This window comes from Arthrobacter sp. MYb227, assembly GCF_002975435.1.
GTDB lineage: Bacteria > Actinomycetota > Actinomycetes > Actinomycetales > Micrococcaceae > Paeniglutamicibacter.
On the sequence record NZ_PCPT01000009.1, the window covers coordinates 114,518 to 136,764 of the forward strand.

The window sequence follows — 22,247 nt, forward strand, 5'->3', positions numbered from 1 at the left end:
TCGTATCCCGCTCACATGAGCACCGCAGTTGCACATCTGCGCAAAAGTGCGACATACTGTTGCTGTCGTCACGGTCCAATGCCGCACTGTCGCGGGCGAGGCGCCGTTGAAGTAACCACACAAAGGAAGCACAAACATGCGCGAACCATTGCCAACACAGATGCGTGCAAGCGTCTTACGCCGCGCTGGCGAGGTAGTCGTAGAGAGTCGCCCGGTACCGGTTCCGGCCCACGATGAGGTCCTCGTGCAGGTCGGTTCGGTAGGAATTTGCGGTTCCGATGTTCATTACTTCCACGAAGGCCGCATTGGCGATTTCATTGTTGAATCCCCCATGGTGCTGGGCCATGAAGCCGGGGGCACCATCGTTGCCGTCGGCGCCAGTGTCGACCCGGCACGTATCGGTGAACGCGTTTCCATCGAACCTCAGCGACCCTCGCCGACCAGCAAGCAAAGCCTGGCAGGTGCCTACAACCTCTGCCCACATATGGAGTTCTACGCAACTCCGCCCATTGATGGAGCCTTCGCCGAATATGTAACCATTCAGTCGCATTTCGCATTCGAAGTTCCGGAGAGCATCAGCGATGATGCGGCAGCCCTCATGGAGCCGCTCTCGGTGGGCATAGCCGCGGCACGCAAGGCAGGGATCACCGCGGGCTCACGTGTACTCATTACGGGTGCCGGCCCCATTGGCATCATTGCCGTCCAAGTTGCGCGAGCATTCGGTGCAACTGAAATTATCGTCAGCGACATTGACGCCGATCGTCGGGCCCAAGCAGTGAAGTTTGGTGCCGACAGTGCCTTGGACGCGATTGCGGATGATGCTCAATTGCGTAAGCTCGGTGTCGACGTATTGCTCGAATGCTCGGGCGCCACCCCGGCGGTGCGTGCGGGGCTCGAAGCCTTGGCGCCCGCCGGAATTGCGGTGCTTGTAGGTATGGGTGCCGATGAAATTGCGTTGCCGATTCCCTTGATCCAGAACCGTGAACTCGTTGTCACAGGCATCTTCCGTTACGCGAACACCTGGCCTACCGCCATCGATCTAGTGCGTACGGGCCGTGTTGATCTGGATTCCTTGGTGACCGGTAGCTACGGACTAGACGAAGTTGAACCTGCATTGCTTGCTTCGACCGCTTCCACGAGCCTAAAGACCATGATTCGCCCGGGACGCGCAGCATGAACGCGGCTTCCGGCGCACTGACCTGTAGTGACATCCATAAGGGATTTGCTGGTGTACCTGTGCTCAAGGGCATCAGCCTGACACTCGAGCCCGGCACGGTGACGGCTTTGGCCGGTGAGAACGGCGCCGGAAAATCAACCCTTATGAAGATCGCTTCGGGGCAATACCGTGCTGACGACGGAAACGTTGAAGTAGCTGGGCAACACCTACCGGTCGGCAATGCTCAGGCGGCAAACCAACTTGGCGTTGCTATCGTGCCCCAGGAACTTGCCTCCATCCCCGATATGACGGTCTATGAAAATCTCTTCATCGGTCGCGAATTAATTCGCGGTGGATTCCTCCGACGCCGTGCCATGAAGGCCGCGGCACGCAGAATGCTCGAAAAATTCGGGTTGGATATTTCACCCGAGGTCCAAATGGGTTCACTGCCGGTGGGTATCCGCCAAATCATTGAAATCGCCAAGGCCACAACTCGTGGCGCCAAAGTTTTGCTGCTTGACGAACCGACAAGTGCCATTGCCGAAAAGGAAGTCGCCAGACTTGCCTCGGTAGTTCATCAGCTACGTGCCGAGGGCGTTGCACTGTTATTCACAACACACAAGATGGAAGAAATTAGGGCCATGGCGGACCGCGTGATTGTGCTGCGCGATGGCAACCTGGTGGAAGACCAGCCTATTGACGAAATCACCGACGACGGCATCGTCAGAGCCATGATTGGCCGTGAACTCGAGGATTTATTCCCCGAAGTTCACCCACATACCGATGAAGTTCTGCTTCAGGTCCATGGGCTAAAGGTTGAAGACCGGGCACCGGTCAGCCTAGAGGTACGCCGGGGCGAAATTCTTGGACTCGCGGGTCTCGTCGGCGCCGGACGCACCGAGCTTATTGAAACCATCTTCGGCATGCGTGCCCGAAGCGCCGGAACTATCTCCGTCTCGGGCACCCAGGTACGCATGGCGAACCCTGCGGCCTCGATTGTCGCGGGAATGGCCTTGGTACCCGAGGACCGTAAGGGAGCCGGGGCCGTCATGGGCATGTCGATCCTCGATAACACCATCCTTCCGCGGCTTTCGGCCTTCTCGACAGCTGGATGGCTGCACGGTAAGAACCGTCAGCAGGCAGCCGCTGAGGTAATGGACTCGCTGCGTCTGAAACGACGCACGCTGGGGCAACCGGTAGAAACGCTTTCCGGTGGAAACCAGCAGAAGGTTGTCTTGGGCCGCTGGCTCACCGGCAAGGTCGATGTGCTGTTGCTCGACGAACCGACCCGTGGTGTAGACGTCGGTGCCCGCAATGAGATCTACCGGATCATCACGGAGCTTGCCCAGGCAGGCATGGCGGTGGTGATGGCTTCCTCCGATATGCCAGAAATCCTTTCTCTCACGCACCGCACAATAGTGATGCGTGAAGGGGCTTTTGTGGCAGAACTTAACCGTGACGAACTATCTCACCCAGATGTTCAGGACCGTATTTTTAGGCTTGCCTCCGGGCAGGAAACCAACTCCCAGAAGGAATCCACCCATGAAAACGACTAAACCAGCCCCGGTCGCCGGTTCAGCGTCTGTAGCTCCCGCAGCCGCGCTGGGACCAGCCCGTTTCAGTGGGCCGTGGTTCCGCCAGCTGTTGATCGACAACGCAATGGTTGTCGTCATGATCCTCGTGATCATGTTTTTCCTCTACCGCAGCGCACGCTTCGGCACTCCGGAAAACCTAGCGACGATTCTGGTAGCTGCCGCACCCTTCGCCTTGATTGCCTTGGGGCAAACGCTCGTCATTTTGACCGGTGGTATTGACCTATCGGTTGGCAGCGTGATCGCGGCCAGCGCCATGGCCGGTGCCCTGACGGCCAAGAGCTTCCCCGATCAGGTGTGGCTGGCTCTGATCGTTGCGGTGCTAGTAGGTCTGTTGGCAGGCTTGATCAACGGCATGGTGGTGGCCTACATGAAGGTTCCGCCTTTTATTGCCACCCTGGGCATGATGACCTTGGCCTCCGGTATGGCCTATGTGATTGGCAATGGCGCTCCGATCAACGGTCTACCCGCGGCCTTTGGTTCCTTCGCAAACACCGAGATCCTGGGTGTGAAGATTCCGGTAATTTTGATGATCGTTAGCATCGTCGGCCTAGCCATCATCATGAAGCGAACCGCCTACGGTATGCGCGTCTACGCCGTGGGTGGGAACCGTCTGGCCGCCGAAATTGCCGGCGTGAATAGCTCCCGAATCCTCCTGAGCGTCTACGCAATCAGTGGTGTGCTGGCTGGGCTCTCCGGCATTATGATCGCTTCACGAGTCATTTCTGGTGCACCAAACCTAGGGTCCGGCTACGAACTTGACGCTATTGCCGCTGTCGTCATCGGTGGAGCCTCGCTCATGGGTGGCCGCGGTAGCATCTGGGGCACCGCCCTGGGCCTGCTGCTGATCCAGACCCTGAACAACGGTTTTGATCTTTTGGTGGTTCCTGCTTACTGGCAGAACGTCATCAAGGGTGTGCTGATCGTCGCGGCAGTTGCCGTCGATGTTTGGGCATCCAAACACCGCAAATAGTTCCGATCACCCCAAGTTTTCCCAACCAACTCATTTCATTTCATTTACGTAGGAGTATCGACGATGATCCGTCCTTTCAAGAAGCTCACCACCGGTGTCGCTGCCCTAGGCCTTGCAGCGCTAGTTCTCACCGGTTGCGGTGCGGGAGACCCGAATGCTGGCGGTGGAGCGACCGGCTCCGCCGATGGTCAAATCACCGTCGGCGTCAGCGTCTACGACATGTCCTCGTTCGTGACTCAGGGCAAGGAAGGCATTGATGCCTACGCCGCAGCCAACAACGTAAAGATCCTCTGGAACTCGGCGAACCTTGACGTAAACACGCAGGCAAACCAGGTCGATCAGTTTGTAAACCAAAAGGTTGACGCAATTCTCGTCAACCCGGTTCAGGCAGGTTCTCTGCAGCCACAGGTGGCCGCGGCCAAGGCCGCAGGAATTCCCTTCGTTGACGTAAACGCATCATTGAAGAACGATCAGCTCGATGGATCGGTGCAGCCTGACGACAATGCAGCCGGTGCACAGGAAGCCCAGATGATGATGGATGAGCTTGGTGGCAAGGGCAACGTTGTCATCTTGCAGGGTCCGTTGGGCGGCTCGGGTGAAATTGACCGTGGTGCAGGAATCGACTCGGTTTTGGCCAAGTACCCAGAAGTCAAGGTGTTGGCCAAAGACACAGCGAACTGGAAGCGCGACGAGGCCGTGAACAAGATGAAGAACTGGATCTCCGCATTTGGTGATGATATCGACGGCGTTATTTCACAGAATGATGACATGGGCCTCGGCGCACTTCAGGCGCTCAAGGAAGCGGGAGTCATTGATGTCCCGATCGTTGGCATTGACGGAATCGAAGATGGCCTCAAAGCGGTCAAGAACGGTGACTTCATTGGCACCTCGCTGCAGCACGGCACCGTTGAAATGGCTGCAGGCCTTGCCGTCGCCGTTGACCTAGCCAAGGGCGTAAGTGGTAACGCCAAGCCAGTCTACGACATGCCGGCCATCACGAAGGACAACGTTGATGCGGCAATGAAGAACGTTGTTACCGAGCGTGCCGCGTTCCTTGAGAAACTTCCGGAACTCATCACCGAAAACCTTAAGAGTGGCAACGTTGCTTACGAGGGTCTTCCGGGACAAACAAAGTAGCTTAACCACATAAAAGAAGCCGGCGTTTACTCGTATGAAATACGAATAAACGCCGGCTTCTCTGCATGTGTAGGATAGCGCGTGTCAGGGGTTGCGAAAATCGTATTTTCCGTGCATTTCGCCCGTCGGTGTAGGTGTTTCCCGTGTGGTGGTTCGGAACCCGCAGATCGCTTCGGCACCGTCAATAGGGACGGACATTCTTCCTCGACGGAGTGACGACGGTAGCCTGTTCGATCTAGCCAAGGGGTAGCCCAAACGGCACTTCACACACGGTGAACTAGTCCGTCGAAACCCTCTGACATGCGAATATGGTAGATATTGGTTTGCGCCGGGAGAAGGGGAAACAGTAGGTGAAGTACATCGTCGGGTGCACCGAGGATCAGCGGGGGCGCGAAGCCATTTCCTTAGCGATTGCCTTGGCTCGCTCCTTGGCCTTCCCCATTTATGCAGAAATTGAATTGGTTCATATTATCCGGGGTGTTCCACCCGAAGATGCTATGTCCGAGTCCGAACGCGTTTACCAAGACTTTCAGCGGCAGACGGCACGAAAGTGGATGTCCAAGGCGCTTGCCCTGATACCTCAGGGGCTAAAAGCCGAAACTCATATTCGCTTTGCGGACTCTATGGCCGAAGGGCTGTTGGGTGCATTAACCGAGTTCAAGGCAGACATGGTAATTGTTGGTGCAGCCAGCACCGGGCCGTTTAGACGTTTTACGGTGGGCAGCGTTGCTAACGCATTACTACATGCTTCACCCATGCCCGTGGCACTAGCCCCATCCGGCTATCAAGGTCCGCGTGCCATTACCCGCATTACCTGCGCCGTAGGCACGCGTACGGGAGCGGATTCGGTGGTGGAGGTGGCCGTCGATTCGGCAGCCATCAGGCACGTTCCCTTGCGACTGATTTCCTTGGTGGCCCTTGACCGAGATCCGCACCGCAGCGATGACGAAAATTGGGCACGGAGGCATGCCCAACAAACCCTGGACCGCGCGGTCGTTGGGGTAGCAAACCGCACCTTGGTCACCGCCGATGTTGCCCAGGGAAAAACTATTGAGGCGGCAATCGAAGTCTTAGATTGGGACGAATCGGAGGTCGTCATGATTGGCTCCAGTCGACTTGCATCGCGGCCCCAAATTTTTTTGGGAACTACGGCCAATAAGATGCTTCGAGCCCTACCTGTACCCATGGTGGTCATTCCACGATTTCACGTCCCGGTCCCCGCCGCGGCAAGCCTTGCACACATCTAATAACTCGTAACAAGGACCTGGAAATCGGTCCGCTATTTTAGGCACGGAAAAGTTCTAATTATGTCCCAAACTCACCAAAATTTTTCGCATCAGGTACTGGCTGCTCGCGGGATCGCTGGACACCGTCAATACCGGATTCCTGCCCTTGCTGTTTCCGCACGAGGCACCGTGTTGGCGGCCTATGACGCAAGGCCAAACCTAGATGATCTGCCCAACACCATCGATCTACTCGTACGTCGGAGCTTTGACCACGGCTTGACCTGGGGTCCACAACAAAATATCCGTACCGGCACCGGTCTGAACGGATACGGAGACCCCAGCCTCCTTGTTGACCAGCTCACCGGGAGAATCTTCTGCTTTCATGCTGCGGGCACTCATGCCGGCTTCTTCGAAGCGCTCGAGGGACTCGAGCCAGAGGACGCGGTACAGCATGTGGATCTTTCCTACTCGGATGATGACGGGCAGAGCTGGACTCACCGGCGGCTGACCGCACAACTTAAACGCGCGGGAATTGCCGGCATCTTCGCGGCTGCCGGTGCAGGTATCCAACTCGCGCAGGGACCTTACGCTGGACGGCTGATCCAGCAGATGGTGATCCTTCTCCGCGGAGAGATTCGCGCCGCATCGGCCTATTCGGATGACCACGGAGAAAACTGGGTGCTCGGCGAGCCAACAAGCACCGAAGCAAACGAAAACAAGGTAGTTGAACTTCCCGACGGAAAAGTACTGCTAAATTCCCGTGCGAAGAATGCCAGGCTTCAGGCCATCTCGGAAGATGGCGGGCATAGTTACGGCCCGCTATATTCGGCCGACTCGCTACCTGATCCAAGCGATAACGGAAGTATTTTCAAGCTTCCAAGCACGGGTGCTGGTGATGAGTATCTGCTTGCCACCAATAATCGGGACACTTCCTTACGGCGGAACACAGTACTGAGTGCGTCTGGCGACCACGGGCAATCTTGGAAACCTGCGGCAACCATCTGGGCCGGAAGCAGCGCATATTCAACGGGAGCGATTCTTGCCGACGGTTCGCTCGGCGTTTTGTATGAACGCAACGGATATCGAGAAATTGTCTTTGCCAGAATGGATGCACAACACCTCTCAGCGGAGGCCGTTGGACACAAGATTGCTGAATATCAAGAAGCCGAAATAAACGATTTTTGTATGGTGCTCAGGTCAATTACTCCCGGACGTCCCAAACACTGGGTGAATGTTGGTCAATCCCACGTCATTTCTGCCCAATCCTCGGACTGGGGTGTACACACCTGGAAAGAAATCGGGCAAGGCTATGCGGATGCGCAACAGATTCTCGGAACACGTGAAGCACAGGAGACAAACTATGGTCCGGTGGCACAGGGTTTGCGGGCAGGGGATATTTTGGCCTTTACCGGTCGTTTTAGTAATACATCCGCTCTGGTGGTAAACGCAGCCTTCAGCGGAAACTTTGATGGAGATCTTGCACAAAATTTCCCGGAGGTGGCTCTCAACGCAGGGGAAGAATCCCTCTATTTCACTCCGACCTACACAATAACGCGCGCCGATATTGCCCAGGGCCGAGCCATCATTAGGTGCGTATTAGAGGCCGGCGGCAGAAACTGGATCCAAGAATTTGACGCCGATACCGTTACCGGTGAAGTCAAACAATTGGCTGGGGGCTGAGCCTGAGGCTGCTTCGAGGGAACCAAATTAACGTGACATGAGCGCTGGAGACGAGAATGAAACCATGAAACTTGGATTTATCCGCCATGGCCAAACCGATTGGAATGCTCGCGAGCTCTTACAAGGCTCAAGCGATATTCCGTTAAATGCTACGGGGCGGCAGCAAGCCCACGAAGCCGCAGCGGCGCTGGCCGGTGGTGACTGGGATGCCATCGTGAGCTCCCCGTTGAAGCGAGCTCGCGAAACAGCACGAATCATTGCCCAGGATTTGGGTCTTAAAGTGGGTCACAGCTATGACGAACTTATCGAACGAGACTATGGGCAAGCTGAAGGAATGCGGCTCGAGGAATCGGAAAAGTTGTGGCCCAACAAGACCGGTGGAGGAATTGAAAGCCTAGAATCTGTGGTGGCCCGTGGACATAAGGCAATCTCTTTGATCAGCGAGGAATTTCTGGGGCAAAATGTGCTCGTAGTGTGCCACGGAACCATCATTCGTTACACGCTCTCAGACTTCACCGGATACAAATTAGACACAATTCTCAACGGTTCGGTTGCGCTTCTCGATAACAGCGAGGGTGTTTGGAAGGTATGCAGCGTCAATGGGATACAACTACAGGAGCGCTGACGGGTGGAAACCCAGACACAATACCGAACGGTGAATGTAATCTACTGTCCTTGTGGCGATGACCCTAATACGCTGCTCTTAAGTCAGCACGTTTGAGGTTGGCTTCGAGCGAGATTCTTATCCGCTAGCTCAGCCAGATAGGTGCCCCCGAGGGGTACAAAAAGGAGAAGCGCTTTGTCACGTACCTATGTCATTACCGGTTCGGGGTCTGGAATCGGTGCAGCTACCGCGCAATTGCTACGTGAGCGTGGCGAAACTGTGATCGGTGTAGACCTGCGAGGAGCAGAAATTGAAGCAGACCTCAGCATTCCAGAAGGACGTACCAATGCTGTCGAGCAGACACTTGAACTTGCTAACGGGAAAGTTGATGCGGTTATTGCTTGCGCGGGTATCGCTTCTCCTGCGCCCCTGACAGTTAAAGTGAACTACTTTGGGGTCACCGAATTTCTTGACAGCCTGGCTCCAACGCTTGCTATGAGCCACGCGCCGCGTGCAGCAGTGGTTAGCTCGATGGCTTCATTGCAGCAAAACTCGGTTGAACTGGTAGAAGCAATGCTCGCCGGGGATGAATCCGCCGCGGTGAAGATTGGTACGGCTCTGTCCGAAGCCGGTCCGGAGACAGGCTACCTGAATTATTCCTCAAGTAAGCGCGCGCTCTCTCGCTGGGTGCGTCGTGAATCGATTACCCCAACGTGGGCCGGCGCGAATATTCCACTGAATGCTATTGCTCCGGGTACCGTTCTATCGCCGATGACCGCGGAGATGCTTTCAACTCCAGAGGGGCGCCACATGGTAGACGGTCATGTGCCGATGCCGTTGAATTACCACTCGGAGCCAATTGTTCTTGCCCGCTTGTTGGTCTGGCTGACTAGCGAAGAAAATACCCATGTCACCGGTCAGACCATCTACGCAGATGGTGGTGCCGACGCTTCTTTGCGCGGCGACAATATCTGGAGCTAATTCCAAGTACTCCGATTTTTGCTCGCGATCGCAACACCAAACGGTGCGATCGCCAGTGCTGTTTATAGCGGGGGGATCTTGAATCCCATATCCGTGTAGCCAGCTCTGCGTTTTGACCAAGAGGAGGCGAGCACCGGTGTGAGCACGTCGTGATAATCGTGGACTACTGCCACTTCCTTGCCCGGGTGTGAACGAGTCACGCGGCCAACATACTGCACCAGACGTCCCTTGAAGGAAATCGGCGCGGCAAGGAATAAGGTATCTAGTGCAGGTGCGTCAAAGCCTTCACCAATCAACGAACCGGTACCCAAAACCACGATAGGTGAGCTCGCGGCTCGAGCCTCAATACCGGCAATGGAAGCGACACGCTCCTTGCTCGTAAGCTCACCGGTAAGAACCACCGGGGTGATTCCGCGCGCTAGCAGCCCCTCGGCCAATAGCTCTAAATGGTTTTTCCAGGTGGAAAGCACCAAGGCCTTGGCTCCTGCAGCGTAGGCAGCAGAAATATCATCAACAAGTTGGTTCAAACGGGCCGGATCAGCAATGAGATCCCTATAGATTTCGTGAAGACCACCGGGTGCCACCGGGCTTGCCTCACCTTGATAGTTGAATGATGTTTCATGGACCTTGAGTTCAAGCGCGGGTACCGCAACCGAGGCAGAATCTTCAGGTAGCTGACCCGGACGTAGTGAGGCGAACTCATGGGTTTGGGTTCCAAGCTGATGGAAGATCAACTCTTCAAGACCATCTCGGCGATATGGTGTTGCGGTAAGCCCAAGCCAGTAGGCGGCCGGAATCTGGTTCATCACCTGAGTGAAAGCAGCAGCCGGAACGTGGTGGCATTCATCGACGATAACCTGCCCGTAACCGGAAGATAACTCGGCAACATTCTTCTTACGGGCAAGGGTAGGCAGCAAGGCGACGTCAATGGAACCGCCTAATTTAGTTCTCCCACCACCTAATTGTCCGGCTTTCACTCCCAACAGCGCGAGCACTTGGGCGCGCCACTGATCGGCAAGAGCCTTACGATCAACAAGGATCAGGGTGCTGGTCTTTCGTGCCGCGGCAACTGCCAGAGCCATGACAGTTTTTCCGGAACCAGGAGCCGCGACAATGAGTGAAAGGTCGTGTGCCAGGGCGTGGTCAACCGCGGCTTGCTGGCCGGAACGCAGCGCACCGGAAAAGACGAATTCTTGCGCCAACCCATGGTCCCTGTTGTCTGTGAGCTCTAGGGTGCTGCCGGCGCTTTGCACTAATTCTTCGAGAAGGGGCAAAACTCCGCGGGGGAGTACTAGATTCCCTTCGAGAGTTTCATCGTAACTGGTGAGAAAACGTGGAGTATCCCAGATGGAGCGGCGTTGCCGTTGTTTTTCGTAGAACAGTGGGTTGGGTAAGGATGCTGCATGTTTTAAAGCGCTCACCATGGCCGGGCCCAGATCATCCGCCTGCACGGTAATCCGCGAATCAATCTGTGCATGCACCAATGCTGCGGTACGTGGGGCAATTTTCGTGGCCACGGGCGTGCGGAAACGTGTTTTAGCTCCGGTAATCGGGGCAGGCAACCTACGAATGAGGCGAAGTAGCTCGGCGGGTGACAGCCGTCCAAGGGTTGAAAGATAGGCCCACTGATCGTCATAGGGCTCTAAGGTGCTGGTGTCCAAGAAGAGTGTTGTCCCGTGTAAGCGTCGCTTTCCATTGAGCGGAGCCGCAATGAGATTTCCCATGCCTTTGCCGGTATGCCGATCCTGAGATGGAAATAAACGGTCATAGGATTTTAGTGACATCGATCCACGAATGTTCATGGCCTCGGTTAATAGCCCACTGGCGAGTGCTCGTGCATCTACCGCTTGAACTTCCGAACTAAAGAATATCCACACATGTGCTCCACGTCCGGACTGCGATATTTCTAGGGCCGCCGGAATCTGAAAATATCGGGCCGCCTTGGTGTAAGCCAACGCATCGAGTAATGCTGCGGAGCCATCAAAGTCGGCGGCAATAAAGTAGCAACCGTCATTATTTGTTAACGGGTAGAGCCCCAGATGTTCGGAACCGCGAAGGTGTGCCTCGATGGCACGGGGAGTCAAGCGCAGATAATTTGCGTTTTCCCGGTCCATCCATTTGCGCCAACCACCTGGCACCGCCGGAACCCAACCCGATGTTCCGGCCTTGCTGTTTTCCCAGCGTCGGGCGTATATATCGGTGCGGGCACGGAACAATGATTGGTAGAAGGAAACCTTGAGATCCGAGGGGGAGTTCTTGGTCAGCGGTCCGCTCGCATGAAGTGCGAGCTCGGGTTGCCCTTGTCTGGCTGGCTTGGATTCTTGTTCGCTCAGCTCCAGCAGGCGTCGCAACCTGCTATTTTCGGCACGCAGTTCTTCTAGTTCCCGGCCTTGAGCAGGAACCTCGACTTCGCTTTCAAACACATCGGCCAGAGGGAGTTGTTCCTGAAATTGGCCCGCCTTAGGCGTCTTCATATTCCCATTGTGCCCGATATTACTTCTAATGCTTCGAATCTATCGACTAATTACGCCCTCGTGGCGACAGCTTAGGATGGTGCACCGGCCGAGTTGTTGTTGATGAACTCTTCAACGGCGGCAGACAATTGAGCCCCATCTTGTTGCATCGTGCGCTTTGAGCGGGCAACTTTGAATGAATGATCTCCTCCATCGAACCATTTCAGCTTGGCGTTTACCCCTAGACATTTGACGACCGGCTCCAAAAATTCGGCTTGTGCAAAGGGATCCTTGGTTCCTTGCATGAACAGCATCGGTACCTTCAAACCATATAGATGACCATCACGAAGCTTCTCTGGTTTCTTTGGTGCATGCAACGGATAGCCAAGAAATATCAGACCAGCGGTATCCATGCCCTCGACAACTGCCATGGAAGCCATGCGACCACCAAAAGATTTTCCCGCTGCATAGAGTGGCTCACCAGCAGAAAGCTTCAGTGCCTCACCCATGACAGCTTGCCAGGTCGCGATAGCCAGAGGCGGTCGATCCGGGAACTTCTTTCGCTCATCCATGTAGGGGAAATTGAAACGCAGCGTTGCAATATTCAGGTTGTTGAGGGCATCGGCGAAACCGGTGATGAATGGATGATCCTTTCCGGCTCCTGCCCCATGAGCGAGAACTACCGTTGCCAGAGAATTGCTGGGCCGGCGATAGGCGGCAGAAACCTCGGTCTCTGCCACGGGTACGGAAAATAAGTTTTCGGTGGATCCCATAGTGGTGTGCTCCCTGCGTAGCTATTTTTAGGCGTTCATCCAGGCGAGAACCGCAAGAACTCTGCGGTGGTCGTTTAGGCTGGTGATCAGGCCCATCTTGGTAAAGATCGAAGAAATATTCTTCTCCACGGCGCCGGCGGATAAGAATAGTGTTTTGGCGATTGCAGCGTTTGTCCGGCCTTCTGCCATCAGACCCAAAACTTCTCGTTCGCGTGGTGTGAGGGACTCTAAGGGATTGGTGCGAGGTTTACTGAAGGCCGCAGAAACTACCTCCGGATCCAACACGATTCCACCGGCGTGGATACGGTCGAGAGCTTCGGTCATTTCTTCAAGCCGGACAATGCGGTCCTTAAGCAGGTAACCGAGTCCGCCGGAACCCGGTGTTGAGGCTCCGGCCAACAGGTCTGAGGCATAGGTGAGCTCAACATATTGGGAGAGCACAAGAATTCCAATGTGTGGGTACTTCTGCCGGATCTGCTCCGCGGCGCGTAAGCCCTCATCACTGAACCCGGGCGGCATCCGCACGTCGGTGAGCACTACATCCGGCGTGTGTTCTTCCACGGCGGCCACTAAATCATCCTTGTTGGCTACCGCGGCAAGAACCTCTGCCCCGCTCTCCTGAAGCAGACGAACAAGGCCTTCACGGAGCAGGACCGAATCTTCGGCTATAACAATTCGCACATCTCCAAGTTTAGCCCGCAAGAAAATACGGATTCTTCGAAGGAATCATGCCAGGGAATGAAGACTGTTACTTCGGTGCCACGCTCTGGTGAAGATTCAATATTTAGTGTGCCATCGACGCCCGCCAGACGGTCTACCAAACCGGCCAAACCGGTGCCCTTACCCAGATGGGCTCCTCCAACTCCATTATCGTGAATTCGGAGCCACAGGCCATCGGAGGTTACGTCCAGCGCTAGCTGGCAGTGCGTTGCGTGGGAATGCTTGGCAACATTTGTCAGTGATTCCAATCCGGCAAAGTAGGCAGCGTCTTCCACTGCAGTAGGCAATCGTGGTGGGACATCGGGGTTGACCTGGAAAGTCACCGGGACTGGAGAGCGTCCCGCGGCGGCTTCGAGGGCGGCAATCAGACCTCGATCACTCAACACCGGTGGGGCAATGCCACGTGAAAGGGCACGCAATTCGGTCAAGGCTCCCTGAGATTGTTCAAGTGCGGAATCGAGCAGAGCCAACGTTGCCTGGTCGTGTGGATCCAGCTTGCGTTTTGCTGCCTCAAGATCCATATTCATTCGCACCATGCGCTGCTGCGGACCGTCATGAATGTCGCGTTCAATCTTGCGTAAGGTTCCGGCCTCTGCCGCGATTGCGGAGCTACGTGAAGCGCTCAGACGCTTAGCTTCTTCACGTAGAGCCTGACGTTCGTTCGTCAATAAACCTACTGCCAAGACCCGCTGCAAGAGTGCCAGTCCTCGCACTATCGCCGGAAGCGTTGCCAAGAAGAACAAACCTAGGACTAGCTGTAACCAAACGTGGTACCGAGCATCGATGTCCAAAAGATCCCAGAGCTCCGTGTTTGCTTCTGGCAGGAAGCGATCCCAATACCACTGGGTCAGCCCGCCCAAGGCAGCAGCAATCCAACTAATGGTTACCGAAAATGCAAGAACTCGCACGGGGAAGGAAACGACCGCATGCAGTAAGTCTTTCCAGCGTTGCGCATCGGTTAGCGGAGAGAGCACCCGGCGCAGCTTTGAAGCAGAATCCGATCTCTTGTAGTAGGTCGGTGGTAGTTGACCGGTGGCCCACGAAGCCATATTTCGTTCGATCGCGGCAAAAGCTGTTGCGCTGTAGAGCGCACCAAGCAATATGAAAACACCCACATAGATGATGATGGTGGAAATACCAGCGGAAAATAACGCAATGGCAATCGAGAAAGCGATGCTTCCGGTGAATATTGCGCTCAGGTTGTAGCCAAGCTCCCGTCCGAAACGGTTCACCACTCTTGGTTTTACTGCGGGGGATGACTGCTGGCTCATGATGAAACAGGGGGCCTTTCAACTACCGGATGACTAACGTACCTTAATACTGTCGTAGGTCGGGGCTCATGTCTGACCGGTAGCCACCCGCGTATGAGCGAGGATGGCCGAGCGTTGGTGGTGGGGTTAACCCCCACCACCAGGATGTAGGGGACGTGCCTCTGACCAGGTCCGTCCAGTGAAAATTTGTGTGTCATCTTCCCCGACGATTTATTTGGAGAGGATCGGATGCGGTCGCCAATAGTGATCACTTGGAGTTTTCCGGTGCAACTCTGGTAACACAAGCAGTTCAGGGGCATGCTGGAAAGTGATTGTACTGATATATACAAGGAACTCCGGGGCTGGTCGACGAATGTAGAACATTCGACGTTCTCCCTCACCGTTGGGAGAACTTGGGATCACCATGGCAACGTACGAATACGCAACCGATGAACGCAGCACTACTGGACCGCAGGTAGTACCCCTATCAAGGGGCCGCTTGATAGTTGACTGGCTGTCGACTACGGATCACAAAAAAATTGGCTACCTGTACCTCATTACCTCGTTCACCCTCTTCTGTATTGGTGGGGTCATGGCTTTGCTGATGAGGTCGGAGCTTTTTGAGCCAGGTATGCAAATACTGCAAACCAAAGAGCAATACAATCAGCTATTCACCATGCACGGCACCATCATGCTCTTGATGTTTGCTACACCGCTTTTCGCGGGTTTTGCCAATGTGATGATGCCATTGCAAATTGGTGCCCCGGACGTTGCCTTTCCACGACTCAATGCCCTTGCCTACTGGTTTTTCGCCTTTGGTTCGTTCATTGCGCTGGCCGGATACCTCACCCCGCAGGGCGCTGCGTCCTTCGGATGGTTCGCTTATGCACCACTTGCAAATACAACCTTTAGCCCGGGGGTTGGTGGAGATCTGTGGGTCTTCGGGCTGGCGCTTTCGGGCTTTGGAACCATTCTGGGTTCGGTTAATTTCATCACCACTATTATTTGTTTGCGGGCTCCGGGTATGACGATGTGGCGCATGCCGATCTTCACCTGGAACACTTTGATCACTGCAATCATGGTGATTATGGCCTTCCCACCATTAGCTGCGGCGCTATTTGCGTTGGGTGCAGACAGACGATTCGGTGCACATGTATACGATCCCGAAGCCGGTGGCCCGATTTTGTGGCAACACCTTTTCTGGTTCTTCGGTCACCCAGAGGTGTACATCATTGCTATCCCGTTCTTTGGAATCGTTTCGGAGATCTTTCCTGTCTTCTCCCGAAAACCCGTATTTGGTTACAAGGGTTTGATCTTTGCAACCATTGGTATTGCATCGCTTTCTGTGTCGGTCTGGGCCCACCACATGTATGCGACGGGCTCGGTTGCACTTCCGTTCTTCGGCTTCATGACCATGCTGATTGCCGTGCCTACCGGAGTGAAATTCTTCAACTGGATTGGAACCATGTGGAGGGGCTCAATCACTTTTGAAACCCCGATGCTCTGGAGCCTCGGTTTTCTGATAACTTTCCTTTTTGGCGGACTCACCGGCATTATCCTCTCTGCCCCGGTCCTTGATTTCCATGTCACCGATACCTATTTTGTGGTCGCACACTTCCACTATGTGGTCTTTGGAACCGTGGTGTTTGCGATGTTCGCTGGATTTTACTTCTGGTGGCCCAAGTGGACAGGGAAAATGCTTAATGAACGATTGGGAAAGATTCATTTTTGGATGCTTTTAGTTGGTTTCCATGGCACGTTCCTCATCCAACACTGGTTGGGTGTCATGGGAATGCCGCGACGCTATGCCGATTACATGCCAGAAGACGGGTTCACCTCAATGAACCAATTTTCGACTGTGTTTTCTTTCCTTTTGGGGGCCTCGATGATCCCCTTCTTCTGGAACGTATGGACTACCCACAGACACGGTAAGAAAGTTGGCGTTGATGATCCGTGGGGATTTGGTGCGTCGCTGGAGTGGGCAACATCTTGCCCGCCCCCACGGCACAACTTCGATACGATTCCGCGAATCCGTTCCGAACGCCCAGCGCTGGATCTTCATCATCCAGAACTCAGCGCCCGTAGCACCCCAGATCATCCGGTAGCTAAGATCTTTGGCCCTGCCGACCAGAAAGATAAAATGTAGCGCTCAGATCTATTTCTGAACCAAAACACAAGAGCTGGCTGGAAAATATGCGTCGTGCATAAATCCAGCCAGCTCTTGTGTTCTATAGCGATGCTACGGGGCAAATCCCTGTAACCGTGTGGTTAGTCCTCGTCGCCCTTGCTTTCTTCGATGGTGTGCTGCTCGGTTCCGTGAGTAGCGCCGCGGTGGGAACGCTGGGCAAGCGGAACTGCGCGACGCAAACGAGCAGTAAATCGGCGCAGATCTAGGAGCTGTGATTCCTGGTTTGGTGCCTCAACTTCAAGCCCATAGAAGTCACCAATGTGGTCAACGAAAGCCATTCGTTGCACCTTTTGGTAGACCCGCACTTCTCTGGAGAAAGCTCTGTACGTTGCCCAGCAAATCAATATCAAGATGATACTAAACGGCAAGGCAATGATGATTGCTGCGGTCTTCAATGCTTGGAGTCCGCCGGAGAGGAGCAATGATGCAGCCAGTAGCGAGGTGGTAAGCGTAAAGAAGATACGAATCCAGTTCTTTGGTTCCACATCGCCACCGGTTGCGAGCATCCCCATGACCAATGCCCCAGAGTCTGCAGAAGTGACAAAGAAAATAACAATCATGATGATGGCACCAACCGTCAAAGCGGCGCCGGCCGGAAGCTGGTCAACCATGGCAAAGAGGGAACCTTCCATGTTCACCGAGCCATCGGCTGCTATGAGCTTGCCCGTGCCCTGGAGCTGTCCGTAAAGGGCTGTTCCACCCAAAACGGAGAACCATAGGAAGGTGACCACGGTGGGAACCAAGATGACACCGGAAACGAATTGGCGAACTGTGCGACCACGCGAAATCCGGGCAATGAAAATCCCAACGAACGGTGCCCACGAAATCCACCAGCCCCAGTAGAACGTTGTCCACATGCCTTGCCAGACTTCACCGGCTTCACCTGTGAACGCGCTGACATTGAAGGATAAAGAGAAGAAGTTCTGCAGGTAGGTACCGATGGACTGCACGAAGTTGCGTAGTAGGAACTCGGTGGGACCAACGATGAGTAGTGCCAGTACAAAAACTCCGGCAATGATGAGGTTGGTGTTAGACAGCCATTTCATGCCCTTTCCAACACCAGAAAGTACCGAGAAGAGAACCAAGCAGGTAATGGCAGCGATGATTGCCAAATCAATGAGCGTCGAGGATTTCATGATCCCGGCGCTTTCCAAACCAGCGCTGATCTGCAGAACACCGAATCCGAGCGACGTCGCGACACCGAAGATGGTACCCACAAGAGCGATCACATCGATCAGGTTGCCTAGACCACCGCGTACCTTGCGACCAAAAAGCGGTTCAAGAGTCCAGCGAATAGAGATGGGTCGCCCACGGCGGTGAATTGCGTAGGCTAAGGCCAATCCAATGACAACGTAGATCGACCAGGCATGAACTCCCCAGTGCAGGAAAGTTTGGGATTGTGCCTGCTGGGCTAGCTCTGCGGGAGATCCTGTGGCGCCTGGCTTGGGCGACGCGAAGTGACTCAACGGTTCGCTCACACCATAGAAGACAAGACCGATGCCCATGCCTGCGGCAAAGAGCAAAGCAAACCATGATCCTAGAGAGAATTCAGGTTCATCCTCGTCTTTGCCGAGCTTGATATCGCCAAACTTTCCAAATCCTAACCAAAGACTGAAACCTACAAAGGCTGTTGCAATCAGTACGTAATACCAGTTGAAGTATCCGATGATCTTGGACTGGATTGAGGCAAATAGGGCCTCCGCAGTTCCGGGAGCGATCATGGCAAATGCGACAAAAATTATGATGATTAGTGCGGCCGGCCAAAAGACCCACCGATGGACGCGGGGCGATGAACTTTCCGTTTTCTGTTCCGTTGTCATTTTCCGAGCCTAACCACCGAAGCAAGAGTAACCCAAGTAAAGTGTGGTAACCCACCAAAGTTGCATGGATCAAGCGAAATATGATTCAACAGGATTTCACTTGAGAGTTATGTGATGGATGTGCACAAAGCAAGAGTAAACGAAATCTTGTCAATAATCTCTAAAAATTGTTTGGTCGTTCGTCAGGATTAAGTGACATCTTAATCCATATGTAGTTCTACTAGTCCGAACTGGGCCGCACGGATCAAGGTTTGGACTCGATCTCTCACACCAAATTTAGCCATCACTCGTCCCAGATGAGCCTTCACCGTAGTTTCTGCAACGTGCATTTCGAGGGCAATTTCAGGGTTATTCATGCCGCGAGCCAGCAATCGTAGGATTTGAAGCTCACGTTCTGAGAGTGGAATCCTAGTCATACCTTCGGGTACTGAAGACTTGGTTTCGTGTGCTTCGCGGATAGCCTTTATTAGATCCTGTGAAACCGAAGGCGAGATGGCAGCGCTTCCATCAAAAACCGCACGGATGGCGTCTAGGATTTCTTTCGGTTCCGAATCTTTGATGATGTAACCCGCTGCGCCAGCTCGCAGAGCTGGAACTAAAAACTCCTCCGAAGAGAATGCGGTAATTGCCAAGACACTAATGTCTGGGTAACTGGTCGTGATGATCTCTGTTGCCTCGACACCGTTCATTCGTGGCATCTGCATATCCATCAAAATTACGTCTGGGCTATTCCCGGCACAGAAGTTCACTGCTTCAATGCCGTTTGTGGCCTCGCCCATCAAGCTGAATCCCGGGGCAGCATCGATGATGATCCTGAGGGCTTGAAGCATCAGCGGCTCATTATCGACTGTTAGTACTTGAATATCGCTCACGTTCTTGAGTGTAGTGATCAATGCGAGACGATGGCTGGAAGGCACGGGTGGACTTAAAAGTGTGTACAAAAGTACCTATTGACTTCGGTGGATAACTGCAACAATGGGGATTATGACTAAGAAAACTCGCATTTTCGCCGCCTTAACTATGTCCGTTGCCCTAATGATGCCAGCCGCAGTGTCGGCGCAGGCCGCCCCAGTGCTTGGCGCTGGCACGATTATTTCGGGACCAATCTCTCAGGGTGGTTCAAACCCTGGAGTTAGTACTGCCGGAATGTCCGACGCATTCAATGACTGGGTTTGCCGTAATTTGGGGGCTCTCTGCGGACGCTAGGTATTTCTGGGTCGGGCGTTCTTTAGATGAGCGCCCGACTCAGCAACAATGAGAAGATGCAATTAGCTTCCACCGTCGTAGATACTGCCCACACTCTTAAACCGTACCCGCTGGGCCGGAAAATTCTTTTGGTGGCAAGTAGTATTTCTTGCCTGCTACTGATTACAGATATTTTTACGTTCATAGGTGCTGGCGATCCGGCGGTTGTGCGCCGTGCAGGAATCTCTGTACTAGTGAGTGCTCTTTTTGTGATTTCGATCGGGCTACTTTGGGTTAGCCCTATTTATACGATGTTGCTTTCAGCTTTATCGATGATTACCAGCGTGTGGGCTGGGCAGTATCTTCTTGCGCTTTTCGTAGTCCCTTTTATTTTGAGCATGCTTACATTGACTGCAGCACGTAGACAATACTTAACCTATTTGGCAATGTCGCTTGCGTGGGCAGCGGCACTAGTAATTTCACGACCAATGGACGTAGGCTTTCTGGCGCTTTTACTTCCTCTTATTGGGTTGGCATATTTTGCCGCAACTTTTGCCCGTAAGGTAGGTGCCCAAAGAGAAGCCGACAGAGTTCGAATTGCTGAACTGAAGCGCAAACAGCAAGAAGCGGTAGACGCTGAGCGTAAGGCGATCGCGCGGGACTTACATGACATTGTTGCCCACGACATCACTGTGATCTCGATGCAGGCCAAAGCTGCAGAGTTCTCTGGCGATCCGGCGGTCGCCCAAGCAGCACTCAAAGTTATCGGCGCAACATCCAAGGAAGCCCTACAGGATCTGAGAGTTATGCTCAATGTCCTGCGCTCTGACGGTCCTGCAACGAGAGTTTCTGGCTCGCTAGTTGACTCGGCAGGTAACGCCGCGAGCAGCCTGGAAATCCTCATTGGTGTTGAAATATTTGCCGAACGGCTTATCGATTTGGGACACCCCACCAAAACGATTGCCGATGCAAGACTTGCTGCCCTGCCTCAATCTGCCCAGGCCGCTCTGTACCGAGTGTTGCAGGAGTCAACAACTAACATCGTGAAACATGCTAAATCCGATGCCGCATGCAGGATAGAAGCCAAGATGTCTGGCGACAGGGTTTGGCTTGAAGTGGCCAATGAATTGCCGCGTCAGATAGCGAATGCTGGGATCCAGCATGATGAGCACAGCTCTGGTATCACCGGGATGACGGACCGTATGGCGACCTTCGGCGGCACGTTGTCCGCCAAGCGGCATTTAGGAGATTGGGTAGTTCGTGCGGAGCTACCTGCTACGGTGCTTAACTTGGCGCACCCGCAGCTTCGTGAAGAAGCTTCCGAGTCGAACGATAACTGAGGTAACCTCAGTAAGTGTGTCCAAAAGTCCAATGTGCCGGGCTCAAATTCTCGATATTGTTGTAAACAGATCGAAGGAACGGTCGATTCGAGAAGTCTCTGGAGCGTTTTGCGAGTGGCGCTCCAAGGACATCTCGCTCAGCGTGCCAGACATCGCCAAAGCTGCGAACTATTCCCCCAAGCTAGTTCGCGCTGGAGCTGTTACGAATATTTTCCCCCAAGATGTATTCGAAACCTTGGCCCCGGATGGTTTGCAACCCCAAGTGCGACCCATCCACGGCGATGTCGGGCGCGCTGACCCATTTAAAGCAAGCCCACAAGATTTACGTGATCGGTATCACCGCTGTATTGGGGAATGTGCCAGCACCGTGTGGTCGTTCTATTGTAGGAACCCCCACACGAATCAAGGAGATTTTTCCGTGAGCCTGCAAACCACCGAAGCCATTTATTCAAACTTAGCCATTGACAGCGAAACCGCGGACAAGCTCTTCTTTGAGGCACGCACGGCCAACACGTTCTCCACCGAGGCAGTTTCCGAGGAAGCTCTAGAAGCCATCTACGAGCTGACCAAGATGGGTCCGACCATGATGAACAATCAGCCGCTTCGCATCACCTGGGTCAAGAGTCCTGAAATTCGCGAGGCGGTTGTTGCGCACATGCTGGAAGGCAACCGCGCCAAATCGTTGGATGCCCCCGCTCTTGCTGTGCTCAGCTACGATGCCAACTGGCACGAGCAGTTTGCCGAATTCTTCCCTCACGCGCCCGAGCGCAAGGCAATGTTTGACGATGACGCAGTATCCCGCGCCGAGATCGCCAAGAACAACGCATGGCTTCAGGCCGGCTACTTCATCATGGCAGTTCGCGCAGCAGGCCTGTACGCGGGTCCGATGGGTGGTTTCAACCCCGCCGGTGTTGACAGCGTCATCAACGAGGGCACAGCACACCACACCTTCATGATCGTCAATGTTGGAACACCGGGTGAAAACCCATGGTTTGATCGCCTGCCACGCCTGAGTGCAGAGACAGCCACCAAGACGGTTTAATTTTTTCTAACGTTCTTGAGCAACAAAAAATGGAGGGGTCGTAACCTAATTGAACTGCTCCCCGAAAGTTGGACTGACTAATTCAGTTCCTTACTTTCGGGGAGTTTTTCATGCGTAAAAGTAGTTC

18 protein-coding genes are annotated in these 22,247 nt (G+C 54.2%); 12 read left to right on the forward strand and 6 right to left on the reverse strand.

Going from position 1 to position 22,247, the window contains the following annotated elements:
* Positions 1 to 136 precede the first annotated feature (136 nt).
* The 8 genes from CQ018_RS15675 to CQ018_RS15710 all read left to right on the forward strand — a co-directional run bounded on the left by CQ018_RS15675 (position 137) and on the right by CQ018_RS15710 (position 9,349).
* The gene (locus CQ018_RS15675) at positions 137 to 1,177 is read left to right on the forward strand and encodes an NAD(P)-dependent alcohol dehydrogenase (RefSeq protein WP_219844071.1); all 1,041 of its coding nucleotides are present in this window, start codon (positions 137 to 139) and stop codon (positions 1,175 to 1,177) included.
* Positions 1,174 to 2,712 (forward strand): sugar ABC transporter ATP-binding protein, encoded by a 1,539-nt coding sequence (locus CQ018_RS15680; RefSeq protein ID WP_105550949.1) that lies wholly within the window; start codon positions 1,174 to 1,176, stop codon positions 2,710 to 2,712. The genes CQ018_RS15675 and CQ018_RS15680 overlap by 4 nt, the downstream gene beginning before the upstream one ends.
* On the forward strand, positions 2,699 to 3,721 hold the full coding sequence (locus CQ018_RS15685; RefSeq protein ID WP_105550950.1) for an ABC transporter permease: 1,023 nt from the start codon (positions 2,699 to 2,701) through the stop codon (positions 3,719 to 3,721). Before CQ018_RS15680 ends, CQ018_RS15685 begins: the two co-directional genes overlap by 14 nt.
* 63 nt (positions 3,722 to 3,784) lie before the next feature.
* Positions 3,785 to 4,858 carry a substrate-binding domain-containing protein gene (locus tag CQ018_RS15690; protein ID WP_105550951.1) on the forward strand — a complete coding sequence of 358 codons (1,074 nt, stop codon included), beginning with the start codon at positions 3,785 to 3,787 and terminating at the stop codon, positions 4,856 to 4,858.
* Positions 4,859 to 5,208: 350 nt separating this feature from the next.
* Complete coding sequence (locus CQ018_RS15695; RefSeq protein WP_105550952.1) at positions 5,209 to 6,105, forward strand: universal stress protein; 897 nt, start codon at positions 5,209 to 5,211, stop codon at positions 6,103 to 6,105.
* 60 nt (positions 6,106 to 6,165) lie between these two features.
* A complete protein-coding gene (locus tag CQ018_RS15700; RefSeq protein WP_105550953.1) occupies positions 6,166 to 7,764 on the forward strand; it encodes an exo-alpha-sialidase in 1,599 nt (532 codons plus the stop codon).
* Between the two features lie 37 nt (positions 7,765 to 7,801).
* Complete coding sequence (locus tag CQ018_RS15705; protein WP_258142652.1) at positions 7,802 to 8,389, forward strand: histidine phosphatase family protein; 588 nt, start codon at positions 7,802 to 7,804, stop codon at positions 8,387 to 8,389.
* Between the two features lie 174 nt (positions 8,390 to 8,563).
* The gene (locus tag CQ018_RS15710) at positions 8,564 to 9,349 is read left to right on the forward strand and encodes an SDR family oxidoreductase (protein WP_105550954.1); all 786 of its coding nucleotides are present in this window, start codon (positions 8,564 to 8,566) and stop codon (positions 9,347 to 9,349) included.
* A gap of 62 nt (positions 9,350 to 9,411) precedes the next feature.
* Here CQ018_RS15710 and CQ018_RS15715 read toward each other — a convergent pair whose 3' ends face one another.
* The 4 genes from CQ018_RS15715 to CQ018_RS15730 all read right to left on the reverse strand — a co-directional run bounded on the left by CQ018_RS15715 (position 9,412) and on the right by CQ018_RS15730 (position 14,566).
* Entirely contained in the window at positions 9,412 to 11,823 is a 2,412-nt protein-coding gene (locus CQ018_RS15715; RefSeq protein WP_105550955.1) for a DEAD/DEAH box helicase, read from the reverse strand.
* A gap of 71 nt (positions 11,824 to 11,894) precedes the next feature.
* The gene (locus tag CQ018_RS15720; protein WP_105550956.1) at positions 11,895 to 12,575 is read right to left on the reverse strand and encodes an alpha/beta family hydrolase; all 681 of its coding nucleotides are present in this window, start codon (positions 12,573 to 12,575) and stop codon (positions 11,895 to 11,897) included.
* Positions 12,576 to 12,602: 27 nt separating this feature from the next.
* On the reverse strand, positions 12,603 to 13,256 hold the full coding sequence (locus CQ018_RS15725) for a response regulator transcription factor (protein ID WP_105550957.1): 654 nt from the start codon (positions 13,254 to 13,256) through the stop codon (positions 12,603 to 12,605).
* Positions 13,241 to 14,566, reverse strand: coding sequence for a sensor domain-containing protein (locus CQ018_RS15730; protein WP_105550958.1), 1,326 nt, complete (start codon positions 14,564 to 14,566; stop codon positions 13,241 to 13,243). Before CQ018_RS15730 ends, CQ018_RS15725 begins: the two co-directional genes overlap by 16 nt.
* Before the next feature lie 403 nt (positions 14,567 to 14,969).
* Between CQ018_RS15730 and ctaD the strand changes: the two genes are divergently transcribed.
* Positions 14,970 to 16,691 carry a cytochrome c oxidase subunit I gene (gene ctaD / locus CQ018_RS15735; RefSeq protein ID WP_105550959.1) on the forward strand — a complete coding sequence of 574 codons (1,722 nt, stop codon included), beginning with the start codon at positions 14,970 to 14,972 and terminating at the stop codon, positions 16,689 to 16,691.
* Between the two features lie 122 nt (positions 16,692 to 16,813).
* On the opposite strand, the gene CQ018_RS15740 is transcribed toward ctaD, so the two are convergent.
* Both CQ018_RS15740 and CQ018_RS15745 read right to left on the reverse strand, forming a co-directional pair.
* On the reverse strand, positions 16,814 to 18,553 hold the full coding sequence (locus CQ018_RS15740) for a BCCT family transporter (protein ID WP_105550960.1): 1,740 nt from the start codon (positions 18,551 to 18,553) through the stop codon (positions 16,814 to 16,816).
* A 200-nt stretch (positions 18,554 to 18,753) separates the two neighbouring features.
* Positions 18,754 to 19,425, reverse strand: a complete 672-nt coding sequence (locus tag CQ018_RS15745) for a response regulator transcription factor (RefSeq protein WP_105550961.1) — start codon at positions 19,423 to 19,425, stop codon at positions 18,754 to 18,756.
* Positions 19,426 to 19,537: 112 nt separating this feature from the next.
* Here CQ018_RS15745 and CQ018_RS20340 point away from each other — a divergent pair, with 112 nt between their 5' ends.
* The 3 genes from CQ018_RS20340 (at position 19,538) to CQ018_RS15755 (ending at position 22,120) form a co-directional block, all read left to right on the forward strand.
* A complete protein-coding gene (locus tag CQ018_RS20340; RefSeq protein WP_146111930.1) occupies positions 19,538 to 19,759 on the forward strand; it encodes a hypothetical protein in 222 nt (73 codons plus the stop codon).
* A gap of 26 nt (positions 19,760 to 19,785) precedes the next feature.
* Positions 19,786 to 21,078 (forward strand): sensor histidine kinase, encoded by a 1,293-nt coding sequence (locus tag CQ018_RS15750; protein WP_105550962.1) that lies wholly within the window; start codon positions 19,786 to 19,788, stop codon positions 21,076 to 21,078.
* A 418-nt stretch (positions 21,079 to 21,496) separates the two neighbouring features.
* Positions 21,497 to 22,120: a malonic semialdehyde reductase gene (locus CQ018_RS15755; protein ID WP_105550963.1), complete on the forward strand. Its 624-nt coding sequence runs from the start codon at positions 21,497 to 21,499 to the stop codon at positions 22,118 to 22,120.
* Positions 22,121 to 22,247 lie beyond the last annotated feature (127 nt).